Below are 17,549 nucleotides of genomic sequence, written 5' to 3'. Positions count from 1 at the left end.
CATCGCCCGCTACCGCAAGGAAGCGACCGAGATGCTCGACGACGCGCAGCTGCGCACGATCGAGGAGCGGCTGCGCTATCTGCGGGAGCTGGAGGAGCGGCGCGCCGCGATCCTCGACTCGGTGCGCGAGCAGGGCAAGCTCACCGGGGAGCTGGAGGCGCAGATCCGCGCCGCCGAGACCAAGGCACGGCTCGAAGACATCTACCTGCCGTACAAGCCCAAGCGCCGTACGAAGGCGCAGATCGCGCGCGAGGCCGGTCTTGAGCCGCTCGCCGAGGGGCTGCTGGGCGACCCGTCGGTCGAGCCGCTCGCCGCGGCCGCCGCGTTCGTCGACTCCGACAAGGGCGTCGCCGATCCGCAGGCCGCGCTCGACGGGGCGCGGGCGATCCTCACCGAGCGGTTCTCGGAGGACGCCGACCTCATCGGCGAGGTGCGCGAGCGTATGTGGGTGCGCGGGCGGCTGGCCGCGAAGGTGCGCGAGGGCAAGGAGGAGGCGGGCGCCAAGTTCGCCGACTACTTCGACTTCGCCCAACCCTTCACCGAGCTGCCCTCGCACCGCGTCCTCGCGATGCTGCGCGGCGAGAAGGAGGAGGTCCTCGACCTCGTCCTGGAGCCCGAGGAGCCGACGGACGGGCCCTCCTCGTACGAGGCGATCGTCGCCTCCAGGTTCGGGATCGCGGAGCGTGGCCGGGCCGCCGACAAGTGGCTGATCGACACCGTGCGCTGGGCCTGGCGCACCCGCATCCTGGTGCACCTCGGCATCGACCTGCGTCTGAGGCTGCGTACGGCCGCCGAGGACGAGGCCGTCCAGGTCTTCGCCGCCAACCTCCGCGACCTGCTGCTCGCCGCCCCGGCCGGCACCCGCGCCACACTCGGCCTGGACCCCGGCTTCCGTACGGGCGTGAAGGTCGCCGTCATCGACGCCACCGGCAAGGTGGTGGCCACGGACGTCATCTACCCGCACGTCCCGGCGAACAAGTGGGACGAGGCCATCGCCAAGCTCGCCCGGCTGTCCAAGGAGCACGCCGTCGAGCTGATCGCGATCGGCAACGGCACGGCGTCCCGCGAGACCGACAAGCTCGCCGGTGAACTCATCACCAGGCACCCGGAGTTGAAGCTCACCAAGGTGATGGTGTCGGAGGCCGGCGCCTCCGTGTACTCGGCGTCCGCCTTCGCCTCGCAGGAGCTGCCCGACATGGACGTGTCGCTGCGCGGCGCGGTGTCGATCGCCCGCCGGCTGCAGGACCCCCTCGCGGAGCTGGTGAAGATCGACCCCAAGTCGATCGGTGTCGGCCAGTACCAGCACGACCTGTCCGAGGTGAAGCTGTCGCGCTCGCTGGACGCGGTGGTGGAGGACTGTGTCAACGGCGTGGGTGTGGACGTCAACACGGCGTCGGCCCCGCTGCTCTCCCGGGTCTCCGGCATCACCTCCGGGCTGGCCGAGAACATCGTGGCGCACCGGGACGCCAACGGGCCGTTCAAGTCCCGTACCCAGCTGAAGAACGTGGCGCGGCTCGGCCCCAAGGCGTATGAGCAGTGCGCGGGCTTCCTCCGCATCCGCGGCGGCGAGGACCCGCTGGACGCCTCCAGCGTGCACCCCGAGGCGTACCCGGTGGTGCGGCGCATGGTGAAGACGTCCGGGCAGGAAGTCGCCTCGCTCATCGGCAACACGGGTGTGCTGCGCTCGCTGCGGCCCAACGACTTCGTGGACGAGACGTTCGGTCTGCCGACCGTCTCCGACATCCTCAGGGAGCTGGAGAAGCCGGGGCGCGACCCCCGGCCCGCCTTCAAGACGGCCACCTTCAAGGAGGGCGTGGAGAAGATCTCCGATCTGGCGCCGGGGATGGTCCTGGAGGGTGTCGTCACCAATGTGGCGGCCTTCGGGGCGTTCATCGACGTCGGTGTCCACCAGGACGGGCTGGCGCATGTCTCCGCGCTGTCGAAGACGTTCGTCAAGGACCCGCGGGACGTGGTGAAGCCGGGGGACATCGTCAAGGTGAAGGTGCTCGACGTCGACATCCCGCGGAAGCGGATCTCGCTGACGCTGCGGCTCGACGACGAGTCGGCCCCGCAGGCGCAGCAGGGCGGCGGCGAGCGCCGGCAGCGCGGTGGAAGGGCGCCTCAGCAGCGGGGGCGCGGCACCGGCGGTGGCGGCGGTGGCGGGGCTCGTCAGGCGGCGGCGCCTCCGGCGAACAGCGCGATGGCCGACGCGCTGCGCAAGGCGGGGTTGCTGGATCCGAAGAAGCGCTGAGGCGGTGGGGAGCGACGGGTTCGTCGTGGCTGGTCGCGCCCCGTTCAGCGGCGGTTCAGCGGCCCTCGTTCATACGGGCCCGGTTCTCCGCCAGCAGTTCCTGGACCCGGTGTTCCACCTCCACCGGGTCCACCCCCAGGGCCCGGCCCATGTGGACCGCCCAGACCTCCGAGCGGACGTTGGTTTCGAAGTCCAGGTCGGCTCGGACGTTCTCGCGGGCCGCCTGCCGGTTCTGGCTCACCATGACGAAGGTGGAGAGGAAGATCGCCTCCAGGCTGACGATCATGGTGAGCAGACCGAAGGGGTACGGGTCCCAGACCGCGCCCTTGCCCAGCAGACCCTCGTTGCACACGATCCACACCGCGAACCAGAGGGCGTGGAGGTAGACGAACGCCATGGTCCCGGCGAAGGCCGTGATCGCGTCCGCGATGCGGTCCTGGGTGCCGCGCATGCGCGCGACCACGTCCTGTTCGTGCGTGATCTTCAGGGTCGGTCGTCTCGCCGTGCCCATGGCCCCTCTCCTCCCTGCCCTGTGGGGAACCTCTAGCGTTCGGTGACCTTGCCCGCCGCCACTTCGAGGCGGCGGGTGACATGGACCGCGTCCAGCATGCGGCGGTCATGGGTGACGAGCAGGAGGGTGCCCTCGTAGGCGTCGAGGGCGGACTCCAGCTGCTCGATGGCCGGCAGGTCGAGGTGGTTGGTCGGCTCGTCGAGGACCAGCAGGTTGACGCCCCGGCCCTGGAGGAGGGCCAGCGCGGCTCGCGTGCGCTCGCCCGGGGAGAGGCTGGTGGCCGGGCGCAGGACGTGCTCCGACTTGAGGCCGAACTTGGCCAGGAGGGTGCGGACCTCGACGGGTTCCGTGTCGGGGACGGCGGCGGAGAAGGCCTCCAGCAGGCTCTCCGTGCCGTGGAACAGCCGGCGGGCCTGGTCGACCTCGCCGATCAGGACTCCTGAGCCCAGGCTCGCGTGTCCCGCGTCCAGCGGCACACGGCCCAGCAGGGCGCCGAGCAGGGTCGACTTGCCCGCGCCGTTCGCGCCGGTCACCGCCACGCGGTCCGCCCAGTCGACCTGGAGGGAGACCGGGCCGAAGACGAAGTCGCCGCGGCGGACCTCCGCGTCGCGCAGGGTGGCCACGACAGCGCCCGACCGGGGCGCCGACGCGATCTCCATGCGCAGTTCCCACTCCTTGCGAGGCTCCTCGACCACGTCCAGACGCTCGATCATGCGCTGGGTCTGGCGGGCCTTCGCGGCCTGCTTCTCGCTGGCCTCGCTGCGGAACTTGCGGCCGATCTTGTCGTTGTCGTTGTTCGCCTTGCGGCGCGCGTTCTTGACGCCCTTGTCCATCCAGGAGCGCTGCATCTGGGCGCGGTCCTGGAGGGCGGCCTTCTTGTCGGCGTACTCCTCGTAGTCGTCCCGGGCGTGCCGGCGGGAGACCTCCCGCTCCTCCAGATAGGCCTCGTAGCCGCCGCCATAGAGGTTGATCCGGTGCTGGGCGAGATCGAGTTCGAGGACCTTGGTGACCGTGCGGGTGAGGAACTCGCGGTCGTGGCTGACGACGACGGTGCCGGCGCGGAGGCTCTTCACGAACCGTTCGAGGCGTTCCAGGCCGTCCAGGTCGAGGTCGTTGGTGGGCTCGTCCAGGAGGAAGACGTCGTAGCGGGAGAGGAGGAGGGAGGCGAGGCCGGCGCGGGCCGCCTGGCCGCCGGAGAGGGAGGTCATCGGCAGGTCCAGGTCGACGGCGAGGCCGAGGGAGTCGGCGACCTCCTCGGCCCGCTCCTCCAGGTCGGCACCGCCCAGGTTCAGCCAGCGGTCCAGGCTCGTCGCGTAGGCGTCGTCGGCGCCGGGCGCGCCGTCGACCAGGCCCTGGGTCGCCTCGTCCATCACCCGCTGGGCCTCGGCGACGCCCGTGCGGCGGGCCAGGAACGCGCGGACGGTCTCGCCGGGGCGGCGCTCCGGCTCCTGCGGGAGATGGCCGACGGTGGCCGTGGGCGGGGAGAGCCGCAGCTCGCCCTGTTCCGGAGCGAGGAGCCCCGCGAGCATCTTCAGCAGAGTGGACTTGCCCGCGCCGTTGGCACCGACCAGCCCGATCACGTCTCCGGGCGCGACGACGAGATCGAGCCCGGAGAAGAGGGAGCGGTCGCCGTGCCCGGCGGCGAGGTTCTTGGCGACGAGGGTTGCGCTCACAGGGGGCGATCCTAGTGGCCGCACCCCACCGCGCACGCCACGGGCCGGCCCACGACTGAGGTGGGGCGTCAGCGGGTCATGGCCTCCACCAGTACGCTCCCGGCCGTCCGTGCCACCACGAAGGACTCGCCCTTGACCGCCTTGGCGTCCAGCGGGATGCGGTGACGGCCCGGTTCCAGGACGCCGTCGAAGACCTCGTGGGCGTGGGTGCGGTAGAGGCGGTCGAGGCGGTACGCGGTGAGGCGCACCCGGCAGGGGGAGGTGATCTCGACTCCCGCCTCGCCGTCGGCGGCCACCAGGCGGGTCAGCCGGCGCCGTTCCTCGGGGCTGCGGTCCAGGGCGTGTTCGATCTGGGCGACCAGGAGGGGGACTATCGGGGCGAGGCCGTCCACGTACGCCACCTCGACGCCGGCCTGCTCGAAGGCGCGGCGTACGGCGGCACGTTCCTCCTCGGTGACCGCGCGGCCGAAGGCGACGGCGCCGTAGCCCCGCAGTTCGTCGGCGTGGACGTCGTCGGCGTCGTGGGCGATGTCGGCGCCGATGCCGATGGTGCGCAGGGCGGCGGCGAGCTTGGCGAGCAGGGCGACCCGGGCGCCGATCAGGAGCACGCGGCGGCGGGGCCCGGGGGACTCGCCGTCGAGGAGGGCGGCGAGCCCGTCGCGGTACTCGGTGCCGTGGAAGCGGAACGGCCCTATGCCGTGGTAGCCGTTGAGTTCCAGGTCGGCGTGGTCGTCGGTCTGCCAGGCGAAGTCCCGCCAGATGTAGTCGTCGCCGTCCCGCTCGATGACCGCGGTCACGGCGCCGCACGCCAGGTCGGCGCACTCGGGGCAGCCGTAGATGACGTAGCGGCCGCCCGGCAGCGGGGGCTCCGCGTCCAGGAGCAGGCCGCGGACCTGTTCGGTGAAGATCGCGGGCGGGATGTCGGAGGCCAGGGGGGAGACGGCGTCGAGGTCGGAGAGCTGGAACAGCAGCGGGCGTCCGTCGACGATGAAGTCCACGAAGTCCCGGTGTACCTGGAAGTCACCGTTGGCGAGAACACCACCGGCACGCATCGCCGGTGCCAGGCCGAAGGTCGCGTACGCGGCAGACATGCTGTGAGTATTCCCGGCGGGAAGGCGTTCTGAGCACGGCATGGGACATTCCGCTACGGGCCCCTCGCGCGGAGCGGTTCGCACAACGATGTCACCGTCGGCGGGGACGGCGGCACCGGCCCGACCGGCGTACGCATGGTCGAAGGTGTAAGAGGCGAGCGGGCCTTGGACCACGGGGTGCCGTGTCCCGGGCGGCCGGGCTCGATCGCCCGGCCGCCGGTGGCTGTCCGGTGGTTGAGGATCAGGGGACGCGGTGCGTGCCCTTGGGACCGCTCACGCCCTGCGGGGCCGCGGCGGCGGGAGCGGTGGACGCCGTGCCCGAGGTGGCCTTCGCGAACGCCGCCGCGCCGCCGACCAGCGGGACGCTCGCCGAGGTGCGCGAGAGGTCCAGGGTGAGCGTCGGCCTGTCGGCCGGCGGGTCGATGAGGTCCTTGTCGGTGCCCGCGACGATCAGGGCGAGACGGTGGCCGGCCGGGACGACGTGGTCACTGGCCGCGAGGTCCAGGGTGATGGTGTAGGCCTTGCCCGGGGTGAGCGGGACGCCCTTGCGGTCGGAGGCGTGGTTGCCGAGGTCGGCCCAACCGCGGCTGAACACCGTGGAGTCGACGGCCGCCGTCTTGGCCCGGGTGTTCTTGAAGCAGGCGCTGTCGCCCGAGGTGCTCTCGCCCCAGCAGCTGCGGTCGGTGAGGGTGGTGATGCCCTCGGCGCCGTCGGCGTAGTCGCGGATGGTGTCGGGACCGAGGTCGACCAGGACGGCGGAGAGGTGGGCCGTCGGGGTGGTCGGGGTCGCGGTGATCGTGACCTTGGACGAGCCCGCGAGGCGCAGGTCGTGGGTGAGGGGCCGGGTGACGAATCCGGCCTTCTCGGGGGTCGACGTGTCGATCTTCGCGGCCCAGTCGGTCTCACTCAGCTGCGGGTCGTCGGTGAAGGTCTCGGTGCCCCTGTGCTTGACCAGGCCGAGCGCGCCGACTCCCGCCCGGGCGCCGGTGGCCGGGCGCAGGGTCGTGGTGGCCGTGCCGTTCGGCGGCCACACCTTCGAGGTGACCCACTGGTCGGGGTGACGCTCGATGTCGGCCATGGGCTGACGGTCGATCCCGTTGTCGTAGCCGAGGAGTTCATGGTCGAACCAGCGGTGCAGGGTGTCGACCCAGGCGCCGCGCCGGTAGTCGAAGGGGTCGACATGGCCGGTCTGGGAGAGCCAGATCTTGCGCTCGACACCGTTCTTGGCGAGGGCGTTCCACCACTGGCCGAAGTGCTTGGTGCGGACGTTGAGGTCCTGCATGCCGTGGACGAGGAAGACGCTGGCCCGCACCTTGCTCGCGTCCTTGACGTAGTCGCGTGCCGTCCAGAAGGGCGTCCAGTCGCCGGTGCGCGGAGCCCCGTCGACGATCTTCTGCTGGACGGCGGCGCACTTGGCGCGGGCGTCGGGGCTGTCGACGTAGTCGGAGAGCCAGTCGGGGCCGGAGTCGTAGAGCGGGGCGCCCTTGGCGAAGTAGTAGTCGTACCAGGAGGAGATGGCGCTGATCGGGACGATGGTCCTCAGGCCCTTGACGCCGGTGGCGGCCACACCGTTGGCGATGGTGCCGTCCCAGCTCTTGCCGATCATGCCGGTTCTGCCGTTGCTCCAGCTCGCCTCGGCCCGGGTGTTCCCGGTACGGGTCGTGTATGCCTTGGCGCGGCCGTTCAGCCAGTCGACGACGGCCTTCGCGGACTGGATGTCGGAGCGGCCGCCGACGTCCACACAGCCGTCGGAGCGGTTGGTGCCGGCGAGGTCGACACCGACGAAGGCGTAGCCGCGCGGGACGAAGTAGTTGTCGTAGAAGAGCGGCATCTGGACGACGTCGCCGTTGGCGTCGTACGTCTTCTTCTGGCTCTCGTTGCCGCGGCCGCAGCAGGAGTAGTAGGGGCTGGCGTCCATGATCACGGGTATCTTGCGGCCCTGCTGGGCGGGTTCGCGGGGCCGGACGATGTCGGCGGCGACGCGGTCGGTCTTCCCGTCGCCGTCCCCGTCGAGTCCGGTGTCCACCCACACGGCCTCGCGGATGGCGTCGGCGTAGGAGTAGACGGGTGTGCTCTCCCGCGTCGTCTGCGGGGCGGCGTGGGCGGCGACCGGACTCATGAAGGCTGCCATGAGGACGGCGACGACCGCCGTCGCGAGCGGTCTCCAGGTCGTGAAGCGCGTGCGTATCGGCATGCGCGGGACGCTACATGGGTCAACTCCCGTACAGAAGAGGGGAGTAGACGGCCAGGTGGGGCGGCCGTGGCCGAATGTGGACCATGGGGTGAGGTGGCACGTGACGGCCGAATGGCGATCGTGTGACACCCGGCGCGATGGACACGCCCGTGGTCACAGGGACTGAATAGGCTCCGCACAGACGAACAGACCTCGTGCCCCTACCACTTGGAGCTTTCGTGCCGCACCGCAGAATCCTCGCGCCGGGCGCACTCGCCGCGGCCTCCCTGATGCTGGCGATCCCGGCGTCGGCCGCGGACCACTCCCCCGGCGCCCCGGGCATCGGCGACCCCTACTACCCGTACTACGGCAACGGCGGCTACGACGTCTCCCACTACGACCTGCGTCTGCAGTACCAGCCCGCCACCGACGAGTTGGCGGGTACGGCGACGATCCTCGCCCGGACCACGCAGGATCTGTCGAGCTTCGACCTGGACTTCCTGCTGGACGTGAGCGAGGTGCGGGTCAACGGGGCGAAGGCGTCGTTCGCGACCTCGGGACAGCACGAGCTGGTCGTCACGCCGAAGACACCGCTTGACGAGGGGACGCCGATCACCGTGGTGGTCCGCTACAGCGGGGTGCCGTCGACGAAGAGCGCGTACGGCTTCGACACCTGGCACCGGACGCCGGACGGGGCCGTCGCGGCCGACGAGCCCGAGGCGGCCTGGTGGTGGTTCCCCAGCAACGACCACCCCCTCGACAAGGCGACGTACGACGTGTCGGTGGCGGTGCCGGACGGCACCCAGGTCATCTCCAACGGGCTGCTGCAGTCGACCAGTTCGAAGCTGGGCTGGACCCGCTACAACTGGCGGGAGAACAAGCCGCAGGCGACCTATCTGGCCACGTTGGCCATCGGCAGGTTCGACATCACGACCAGCACCTCCGAGGGGGGTGTGCCGGTCGTCAACGCCTACAGCAAGGATCTCGGCGACAACGACGGGGCCGCGCGGGCGAGTGTGGAGCGGACCGGGGAGCTGGTCGACTGGCTCAGCGGGTACTTCGGACCGTATCCGTTCAGCTCGGCGGGCGGATATGTGCCGAACACGACGACCGGGTACGCCCTGGAGACGCAGACCCGCGTGTACTACAGCCCCAAGCAGTTCGCGAACGGGTCCAACACCTCTGTGGTGGTGCATGAGTTGGCGCACCAGTGGTACGGCGACAGCGTGTCGCTCAAGGGGTGGAAGGACATCTGGATCAACGAGGGCTTCGCCCGGTACGCGCAGTGGTTGTGGTCGGAGCACGAGGGTGAGGGGACGGCTCAGGAACTGGCCGACTACGTGTACGCCTCGCATCCGGCGGACGACGCGTTCTGGACGGTGAAGCCGGGGGATCCCGGGCCGGACGACCAGTTCGACATCGCCGTGTACGACCGGGGGGCGTTGGCCGTGCAGGCCCTGCGGAACACGGTGGGAGACGACACGTTCTTCGCCATTCTGAAGGGATGGCCGCGGGAGCACGCGTACGGCAACGCTTCCGTCGCCGACTTCGAGGCCTATGCGGAGAAGGTCTCGGGGAAGTCGCTGGGGGCGTTGTTCGACACCTGGCTGTTCCAGCCGAGCAGGCCCGCCGTGCCGGCGGCGCGCTCCGCCGCGGTGTCGGGAGCGCCGGAGGTGTCGGAGGTGCCCGTGCGGCCGAAGTCCTGGAAGAAGATCGAGGCGACCAACGGGGTGCACTGAGGGTCCTTCGGGTCCCTGAAGGCCTAATCAGGGACCACGGCCAGGAGCTCGGGCCGGCTGATCGCCCGTGTCTCCGTGGCAGGGACCGTGCAGGCATGGGCCCCCGCCGTGGTGCCGTACCGCGCACAGCGTCTCGGTGTCTCCCGGTTCAGCCAGCCGAAGAGGAAGGCCGCCGCGAAGGCGTCGCCCGCCCCGTTGGAATCGATCACCGGGGCGGGTGGGGCGGCGGCCGGGATGTGGGTGAGTTCGTCGTCGGTCAGCAGGTAGGCGCCCTTGGCGCCGGCCGTGGCCACGACCACTTCCGCCCGGCCCCGGTCGGCGATGCGGCGCATCGCGCGCTCGGGGTCGGGCAGGGCGGCGGTGGACAGGAACACGACGTCCGCCGCGTGGGCGAAGGTCTCGTGGTACGGGTTCCGGCCGTCCCAGTCGTGCAGGTCGGTGGAGATCGTCGCGCCCGACTCGCGCAGCAGGGGCAGGGTGTCGGCGCAGGGCTGGGTGATGGTGACGTGGACGTGACGGCTCGCCTCGGCCAGTGGCCGGACGGTGTCCTCGGGGAACCGGTCGTCGGGGCGGGACCGGCTCGTGTCGTACAGGGACAGACGGCGGCCGTCGGGGCCGACCAGGTTGACGGCTCGCTTGGTGCCCGCCGGCTGCGCGACCGTGGTGAAGGGGATGCCTCGCTCCTTGTGCAGGGCGCGGACCAGATCGCCCTCCGGGTCGTCGCCGAGCATGTCGAGGTGGTGGACACGCAGGCCGAGGGCGTCGAGACCGAGGGTGATGAAGTCGCCGGTCTGGCCCGCGCGGGTGCGGATGCCACGGTCGATCATGTAGCTGTCGGCGTACGGCAGGGGCAGCTCCGGCACAGGGACGATGATGTCCACACCCGCGCCGCCCAGTACGAGCACGTCCGTGTCGCGGTTCAACTCGCGCCCTCTCCATGGTCGTAGACGGTGACGCCGACACCGCGGCTCACCAGCCGCTCGGTGATCAGCGGTTCGACGCGGGACCACTTGCCCCCGGCCAGTCCGCACCCTATCCGGGGCATGTGGACGGAGGCGCCGAGTTCGAGCGCCTTGTCCGCGAGCTTGGCGAGGGCCGTGTCGATCGCCTCGTAGCGGACCGGGACGCCCTTGCTGCCCGTGCGTGTCCCCCGCTGGCCCACCAGGTTGGCCACCCACACATACCGCTCGACCTGTACGAACTGGGCCGCCCCCAGCCCGAAGTCGTTCGCCGCGCGATCGCGGTGCCAGGCCCGGTACGCCGCCTCGGGCTCCGGCCAGCGGCGCGAGAGCGCCACGACGAAACCCTTCCCCCATCCCCCGATGTCGTTGCAGACATGGGCGATCATCTTGACGCCCTTCACCGACGGAACGGTGGCGTCACCCCGCACGTAGACGATCTCCGACATGACGCCACCGTAGGCGATGCCACTGACAACGGCCCCGGCCCACCGGCCCCACGGGCCCCGTCACCGGGTTTCGCACCACTGGTGTGACAGCGATACTGCTGCACATGACGACCGACACCGGGGAGCCGAGCCTCACGATCGACGAACTGGCCGCGCGGGCCGGCATCACGGTCCGTACGGTGCGGTTCTACGGCACCAAGGGGCTGATCCCACCGCCGGTGATCGGTGCGCGACGCGTCGGTCACTACGGGCAGCGGCACCTGGCCCGGCTCGCGCTCATCGAGGAGTTGCAGCACCAGGGCATGACGCTGGCGGCGATCGAGCGCTACATGGAGCAGCTGCCGGCGGACCTCAGCGACCACGACCTGGCGATCCACCGGGCCGTCGTCGCCTCCTGGGCGCCGGACACGGTGGAGACCGTGACGGCGGACGAGCTGCGGCGGCGGGCCGGACGGGCGATCGGCGGGGACGACGTGGAGCGGCTCGCGGCCATGGGGGTGGTGCGGCCCGACGGGGACGTCTACCGCATCGACGCGGGGCTGCTGCGGCTCGCCGTCCAGCTGCTCGACGTACCGCTCTCCCAGGATTCGATTCTCGCCGCGAGAAAAGTGCTCGTCGCACACTCGCGGGCCGCCGCGCACGAGCTGTCGCAGCTGCTGCGGGGCGAGGTGGCGGAGCGGGCGGAGGAGGACGTGAAGTCGCTGTCCGCGCACATGGAGCCCCTCGTGCTGCAGGCGCTGCTGACGACCTTCCAGCGCTCCCTCAAGGAAGAGGTGCGGAAGTGGCTGTCGGGAGGCTCAGAGGAAGGCCGATCCGCCTGACCGGGTCGGCCATGGGGGGAGCGAGCCGCGCGTGTCACTGAGCGAAAACGAGGTCCCCGGGGTGGAGAAGTCCCAGGTGGGCCGGCCTTGGCAGGCCGGCCGTGCGCCCTAGGCGTCCGCGAAGCGCTCCCCGTTCTCCGCCTTCTCCACCAGCAGGGCCGGTGGCTGGAAGCGGTCCCCGTAGCGCTCGGCGAGCTCACGCGCGCGTGCGACGAAGCCGGCCGGCCCGCCCTCGTAGCCGTTGATGTACTGGAGCACACCGCCCGTCCAGCCCGGGAAGCCGATGCCGAAGACGGAGCCGATGTTGGCGTCGGCGACCGACGTCAGCACCCCCTCTTCGAGGAGCTTGACCGTGTCGAGCGCCTCGGAGAACAGCATGCGCTCCTGCATGTCCCGGAACGGGATCTCGGCGCCCTCGCGGGTGAAGTGCTCCCGGAGCCCGGGCCACAGGCCGGCCCGCCTGCCGTCCTCGCCGTAGTCGTAGAAGCCCGCTCCCCCGCTGCGTCCGGTCCGCCCGAACTCGTCGACCATCCGGTCGATGACGGCCTCGGCGGGGTGCGTCGGCCAGGTGCCGCCCGCCTCCTCGACGGCCCGCCTGGACTCGTTGCGGATCTTGCGCGGGAGGGTGAGCGTCAGCTCGTCCATCAGGGACAGCACCTTGGCCGGGTAACCGGCCTGCGCCGCCGCCTGCTCGACGGACGCGGGCTCGATGCCCTCGCCGACCATCGCGACGCCCTCGTTGATGAAGTGGCCGATCACCCGGGAGGTGAAGAAGCCGCGTGAGTCGTTGACGACGATCGGTGTCTTCTTGATCTGCCGGACCAGGTCGAAGGCGCGCGCGAGCGCCTCCTCGCCCGTCCGCTCCCCCTTGATGATCTCGACCAGCGGCATCTTGTCGACGGGCGAGAAGAAGTGCAGCCCGATGAAGTCGGACTGCCGCTCGACTCCCTCCGCCAGCGCGGTGATCGGCAGCGTCGAGGTGTTGGAGCACAGCAGCGCGTCCGGCTCGACGATGTGCTGGATCTCCTGGAACACCTTGTGCTTGAGCTCCGGGTTCTCGAACACGGCCTCGATCACCGCGTCGCAGCCGGCCACGTCCTGGGGGTCGGCGGTCGGCGTGATCCGGGCCAGCAGCGCGTCCGCCTTCTCCTGGGTCGTACGGCCCCGGGAGACGGCCTTGGCGCACAGCTTCTCGGAGTAGCCCCTGCCCTTGGCGGCCGCTTCCGGCGTCACGTCCTTCAGGACGACGTCGATGCCCGCGCGGGCGCAGGAGTACGCGATGCCCGCGCCCATCATGCCCGCGCCGAGGACGGCGACCCTGCGGACCGGGCGGGGCTCGATGCCCTTGGGCCGGTTGGCGCCGGAGTTGACGGCCTGGAGGTCGAAGAAGAAGGCCTGGATCATGTTCTTGGAGATCTGGCCGGCGGCCAGCTCGACGAAGTAGCGGGCCTCGATGAGCTGCGCGGTGTCGAAGTCGACCTGGGAGCCCTCGACGGCGGCCGCCAGGATGTTGCGCGGGGCCGGGTAGGGCGCCCCGTTGGTCTGCTTGCGCAGACTCGCCGGGAAGGCGGGCAGGTTGGCGGCGAACTTGGGGTTGGCGGGGGTGCCGCCCGGGATGCGGTAGCCGGGCCGGTCCCAGGGCTGCTGGGACTCGGGGTTGGCGTCGATGAAGGCGCGGGCCTTGGCGAGCAGCTCGTCCGGGGTGGCCGCCACCTCGTCGACCAGGCCGTTCTGCAGGGCACGCCGGGCGTTGTACTGGGTGCCCTGGAGAAGGACCTTCAGCAGTGCGTCGGCGATGCCCAGCAGACGGACCGTACGGACGACTCCGCCGCCGCCCGGGAGCAGTCCGAGGGTGACCTCGGGGCAGCCGATCTTCGTGGCGGAGGTGTCGAGGGCGATGCGGTGGTGGCAGGCCAGGGCGATCTCGTAACCGCCGCCCAGGGCCGCGCCGTTGATCGCGGCGACGACCGGCTTGCCGAGGGTCTCGATGCGGCGCAGGTTGCGCTTGAGGACCTGGACGCCGTCGAAGAACTCCTGTGCCGCCTCGGGGGTGACGCGGATGAGTTCGCGCAGGTCGCCGCCGGCGAAGAAGGTCTTCTTGGCGGAGGTGACGACGACACCCCGGATGGTGTCCTTCTCGGCCTCCAGGCGGTCCGCGACCACCGCGAGGGAGTCGCGGAAGGCCTGGTTCATGGTGTTGGTGGACTGGTCGGGGTCGTCGATGACGAGGGTGACGACGCCGGTGCGGTCCTGTTCCCAGCGGATGGTGGTGCTCTGTGTCATGACTCGGGTCTCCGTAGAAATCTCTGAAGTCTCTTGGTTCCGCCGGAAGTTCAGATGCGCTCGACGACGGTGGCGATGCCCATGCCGCCGCCGACGCAGAGGGTCGCGAGGCCGTACCGCTTGTCCTGGCGCTCCAGTTCGTCGATCAGGCTGCCCAGGATCATCGCGCCGGTGGCGCCCAGCGGGTGACCGAGGGCGATCGCGCCGCCGTTGACGTTGACCTTGTCCAGGGAGAGGCCCATGTCCTTGACGAAGCGCAGGACGACCGCCGCGAAGGCCTCGTTGATCTCCACCAGGTCGATGTCGTCGATGGTCAGGCCCGCCTTGGCGAGCGCCTTGCGGGTGGCGGGGGCCGGCCCGGTGAGCATGATGGTGGGCTCGGAGCCGGAGACGGCGGCGGAGACGATCCGCGCGCGGGGCGTGAGGCCGTAGCGCTCGCCCACCTCCCGGGAACCGATCGCGACCAGCGAGGCGCCGTCGACGATGCCCGAGGAGTTGCCCGCGTGGTGGACGTGGTCGATCTTCTCGACCCAGTGGTACGTCTGCAGGGCCACGGCGTCGAAACCGCCGAGTTCGCCGATGTCCGCGAAGGACGGCTTGAGCCCCGCCAGCGAGTCGGCGGTGGTACCGGGGCGCAGGTGTTCGTCGTGGTCGAGGACGGTCAGGCCGCTGCGGTCCCTGACGGGGACGACGGAGCGGTCGAACCGGCCCTCCTTCCAGGCCGTCGCCGCGCGCTCCTGGGAGAGGGCCGCGTACTCGTCCACGTCCCGCCGGGAGAATCCCTCGATCGTGGCGATCAGGTCGGCGCCGATGCCCTGCGGTACGAAGTTGACGGCGAGGTTGGTCATCGGGTCGTTGAACCACGCGCCCCCGTCCGAGGCCATCGGCACCCGGGACATGGACTCGACACCGCCGGCGAGGACCAGGTCCTCCCAGCCCGAACGGACCTTGGCGGCGGCCAGGTTGACGGCCTCCAGGCCGGACGCGCAGAAGCGGTTCTCCTGGACGCCGGCGACCGTGTCCGGCAGTCCCGCGGCGATCGCGGCGATCCGGGCGATGTCGGAGCCCTGGTCCCCGACGGGGCCGACGACGCCGAGCACGATGTCGTCGATCGCGGCCGGGTCCAGGCCGGGGAAGCGGCCGCGGATCTCGTGGATGAGACCGACGACCAGGTCGATGGGCTTGGTGCCGTGCAAGGAGCCGTTCGCCTTGCCGCGGCCGCGCGGGGTGCGGATCGCGTCGTACACGTACGCTTCGGTGCTCACGGGAAAGCCTTTCACTGAGGGTCAGTCGAGCAGGGAACGGCCGATGATCTCCTTCATGATCTCGGTCGTCCCGCCGTAGATGGTCTGGATGCGGCCGTCCGTGAAGGCGCGGGCGACGGGGTACTCGCTCATGTAGCCGTAGCCGCCGTGCAGTTGCAGACAGCGGTCGGCGACCCGCTTCTGCAGCTCGGTCGCCCACCACTTGGCCATGGAGGCGTGCACGGCGTCGAGTGCACCGTCCGAGTGGTCCTCGATGCAGCGGTCGAGGAACGTGCGGGTGACGGCGCACTCGGTGGCCATCTCGGCTATCTCGAACCGGACGTGCTGCTTGGTGGCGAGCGGCCGGCCGAACGCCTCGCGCTCCTTGACGTACGCGGTGGTGATCTCCAGGAGGTGTTCGGCGGCGGCGATCGCGGAGACGGCGATGCTCAGGCGCTCCTGCGCGAGGTTGGTCATCAGATGGCCGAACGCGCCGTTGAGTGTGCCGAGAAGGTTCTCCTTGGGCACGCGTACGTCGTGGAAGAACAACTCGGCGGTGTCCTGGGCCTTCTGGCCGATCTTGTCCAGGTTGCGGCCGCGCTCGAAGCCCTCCGTGCCACGCTCGACCACCAGCAGCGACAGGCCGTGCGCGCCGCCCTCCGGAGTCGTCCTCGCGACGACGATCACCAGGTCGGCGATGATCCCGTTGGAGATGAAGGTCTTGGAGCCGTTCAGCACCCAGTGGTCGCCGCGGTCCTCCGCGTGGGTCCGGATGCCCTGGAGGTCGGAGCCGGCGCCGGGCTCGGTCATGGCGATCGCGGTGATCAGCGTGCCGTCGCAGAATCCGGGCAGCCAGCGCCGCTTCTGCTCGTCGGTGGCGAGTGAGGTCAGGTAGGGGCCGATGATGTCGTTGTGCAGGCCGAGGGCGAGCCCCGGAGCGCCCGCGCGGGTGAACTCCTCGGCCAGGACGGCGCTGTAGCGGAAGTCGGCGGTGCCTCCGCCGCCGTACTCCTCGGGCACGGCGAGCCCGAGCAGGCCCTGCTTGCCGGCCGCCCGCCAGGCGTCGCGGGAGACGATGCCGTCCTTCTCCCACTGCTCGTAGTGGGGCAGCACCTCCCTGGCCAGGAAGGCGCGCACGGTCTCCCGGAACGCGTCGTGCTCGGGGGCGAGGATCAGCCGCTTCATGCGGGGCCTTTCAGGAGGTTCGGCAGGTCCCAGTCGCGCGCCACGTCCGCGGTGTGGGCGCCCGGCCGGGCGGGGCCGGTGCGGACGGCCGCGGGCGTCGCGGAGAAGCGGGGCGCGGGGGCGGGCTGGGTCAGGCCGCCGTGGTCGGTGAAGGTGCCACGGGCGGCGAGGTGCGGGTGGTGCGGGGCCTCGTGGAGCGACAGTACGGGCGCCACGCAGGCGTCGGAGCCCTCGAACACGGACGTCCACTCGTCCCTCGTACGGGCCTTGAAGCGGGCGGCGACGGCCTCGCGCAGCTCGCCCCAGCGCGTCCAGTCCTTGCGGGCGTCGGCGTGCTCGGGGAGGTCGAGCAGGGTCACGAACTCGGCGTAGAACTGCGGCTCCAGGGAGCCGACCGCCATGTACCGGCCGTCGGCGGTCTCGTAGGTGCCGTAGTAGGGGCAGCCGCCGTCGAGGAGGTTGGCGCCGCGCCGGTCCTGCCAGCCGCCCGCGGCGAGCATGCCGTGGATCATCGCGGAGAGGTGGGCGGTGCCGTCGACGATGGCGGCGTCGACGACCTGGCCGGGACCGCCCGCGCGCGCGTGGTGCAGTGCGGCGAGGACGCCGACGACCAGGTAGAGGGAGCCGCCCGCGTAGTCGCCGAGGAGGTTCGCGGGGACGGCCGGGGGACGGCCGGGTTCGCCGATCATGCCGAGGGTGCCGGTGAGCGCGATGTAGGCGATGTCGTGGCCCGCGCGCCGGGCGAGCGGGCCTTCCTGGCCCCAGCCGGTCATCCGGCCGTAGACGAGGCTCGGGTTGCGGGCGTGGCAGGCCTCGGGGCCGACACCGAGGCGCTCGGCCACGCCGGGCCGGTAGCCCTCGATGATGATGTCCGCGTGGGCGGCGAGGTCGAGGACGCGCGCGGGGCCGTCGGCGGCCTTGAGGTCGACGATCACCGAGCGCTTGTTGCGGTTGGTGATGTCGTAGTCCGGGTCGATCGCGAGACCGACACCGCCGGGGCGGTCGACGCGGACCACGTCGGCGCCCAGGTCGGCCAGGATCATGGCGGCGAAGGGGCCGGGCCCGATGCCGGCCAGTTCGACCACGCGCACGCCGGTCAGCGGCCCCTGTGCCGGCGTCGTCGCCATGCTGCCCCCCATGGATCGTCCGGGTATGACACAACTGATGTAA

13 protein-coding genes are annotated in these 17,549 nt (G+C 71.0%); 3 read left to right on the top strand and 10 right to left on the bottom strand.

Features of this window, described 5'->3' with window-relative positions; genetic code table 11:
- On the top strand, positions 1-2,251 hold a 2,251-nt coding region (locus ABZT17_RS08740; protein ID WP_356345479.1), incomplete at its 5' end, for a Tex family protein.
- 55 nt (positions 2,252-2,306) lie between these two features.
- Here ABZT17_RS08740 and ABZT17_RS08735 read toward each other — a convergent pair.
- The 4 genes from ABZT17_RS08735 to ABZT17_RS08720 all read right to left on the bottom strand — a co-directional run bounded on the left by ABZT17_RS08735 (position 2,307) and on the right by ABZT17_RS08720 (position 7,720).
- The gene (locus ABZT17_RS08735; RefSeq protein WP_356345477.1) at positions 2,307-2,762 is read right to left on the bottom strand and encodes a DUF1003 domain-containing protein; all 456 of its coding nucleotides are present in this window, start codon (positions 2,760-2,762) and stop codon (positions 2,307-2,309) included.
- A 32-nt stretch (positions 2,763-2,794) separates the two neighbouring features.
- Positions 2,795-4,435, bottom strand: a complete 1,641-nt coding sequence (locus ABZT17_RS08730; RefSeq protein ID WP_356345474.1) for an ABC-F family ATP-binding cassette domain-containing protein — start codon at positions 4,433-4,435, stop codon at positions 2,795-2,797.
- Between the two features lie 68 nt (positions 4,436-4,503).
- The gene (locus ABZT17_RS08725; RefSeq protein ID WP_356345472.1) at positions 4,504-5,526 is read right to left on the bottom strand and encodes an oxidoreductase; all 1,023 of its coding nucleotides are present in this window, start codon (positions 5,524-5,526) and stop codon (positions 4,504-4,506) included.
- Between the two features lie 241 nt (positions 5,527-5,767).
- Entirely contained in the window at positions 5,768-7,720 is a 1,953-nt protein-coding gene (locus tag ABZT17_RS08720; protein WP_356345469.1) for a Xaa-Pro dipeptidyl-peptidase, read from the bottom strand.
- A 269-nt stretch (positions 7,721-7,989) separates the two neighbouring features.
- Here ABZT17_RS08720 and ABZT17_RS08715 point away from each other — a divergent pair, with 269 nt between their 5' ends.
- Positions 7,990-9,438: a M1 family metallopeptidase gene (locus ABZT17_RS08715; protein WP_356345497.1), complete on the top strand. Its 1,449-nt coding sequence runs from the start codon at positions 7,990-7,992 to the stop codon at positions 9,436-9,438.
- Between the two features lie 23 nt (positions 9,439-9,461).
- Here ABZT17_RS08715 and ABZT17_RS08710 read toward each other — a convergent pair whose 3' ends face one another.
- Both ABZT17_RS08710 and ABZT17_RS08705 read right to left on the bottom strand, forming a co-directional pair.
- A complete protein-coding gene (locus tag ABZT17_RS08710) occupies positions 9,462-10,361 on the bottom strand; it encodes a PfkB family carbohydrate kinase (protein WP_356345466.1) in 900 nt (299 codons plus the stop codon).
- Positions 10,358-10,846: a macro domain-containing protein gene (locus ABZT17_RS08705; protein WP_356345463.1), complete on the bottom strand. Its 489-nt coding sequence runs from the start codon at positions 10,844-10,846 to the stop codon at positions 10,358-10,360. The genes ABZT17_RS08710 and ABZT17_RS08705 overlap by 4 nt, the downstream gene beginning before the upstream one ends.
- A gap of 104 nt (positions 10,847-10,950) precedes the next feature.
- Between ABZT17_RS08705 and ABZT17_RS08700 the strand changes: the two genes are divergently transcribed.
- Positions 10,951-11,667: a MerR family transcriptional regulator gene (locus ABZT17_RS08700; RefSeq protein ID WP_356345461.1), complete on the top strand. Its 717-nt coding sequence runs from the start codon at positions 10,951-10,953 to the stop codon at positions 11,665-11,667.
- 108 nt (positions 11,668-11,775) lie between these two features.
- Here ABZT17_RS08700 and ABZT17_RS08695 read toward each other — a convergent pair whose 3' ends face one another.
- The 4 genes from ABZT17_RS08695 to ABZT17_RS08680 are packed head-to-tail and all read right to left on the bottom strand — an operon-like array spanning position 11,776 to position 17,506.
- Positions 11,776-13,950: a 3-hydroxyacyl-CoA dehydrogenase NAD-binding domain-containing protein gene (locus tag ABZT17_RS08695; RefSeq protein ID WP_356345458.1), complete on the bottom strand. Its 2,175-nt coding sequence runs from the start codon at positions 13,948-13,950 to the stop codon at positions 11,776-11,778.
- A gap of 50 nt (positions 13,951-14,000) precedes the next feature.
- Entirely contained in the window at positions 14,001-15,215 is a 1,215-nt protein-coding gene (locus ABZT17_RS08690) for an acetyl-CoA C-acetyltransferase (RefSeq protein ID WP_356345456.1), read from the bottom strand.
- A gap of 21 nt (positions 15,216-15,236) precedes the next feature.
- Positions 15,237-16,379, bottom strand: a complete 1,143-nt coding sequence (locus tag ABZT17_RS08685; protein ID WP_356345454.1) for an acyl-CoA dehydrogenase family protein — start codon at positions 16,377-16,379, stop codon at positions 15,237-15,239.
- Entirely contained in the window at positions 16,376-17,506 is a 1,131-nt protein-coding gene (locus ABZT17_RS08680; RefSeq protein WP_356345451.1) for a CaiB/BaiF CoA-transferase family protein, read from the bottom strand. Before ABZT17_RS08680 ends, ABZT17_RS08685 begins: the two co-directional genes overlap by 4 nt.
- Positions 17,507-17,549: the final 43 nt, after the last annotated feature.

This window comes from Streptomyces sp. NPDC005648, assembly GCF_040605395.1.
In the GTDB taxonomy this organism is placed as follows: domain Bacteria; phylum Actinomycetota; class Actinomycetes; order Streptomycetales; family Streptomycetaceae; genus Streptomyces.
This window is presented reverse-complemented; position numbering and strand designations above follow the sequence as displayed.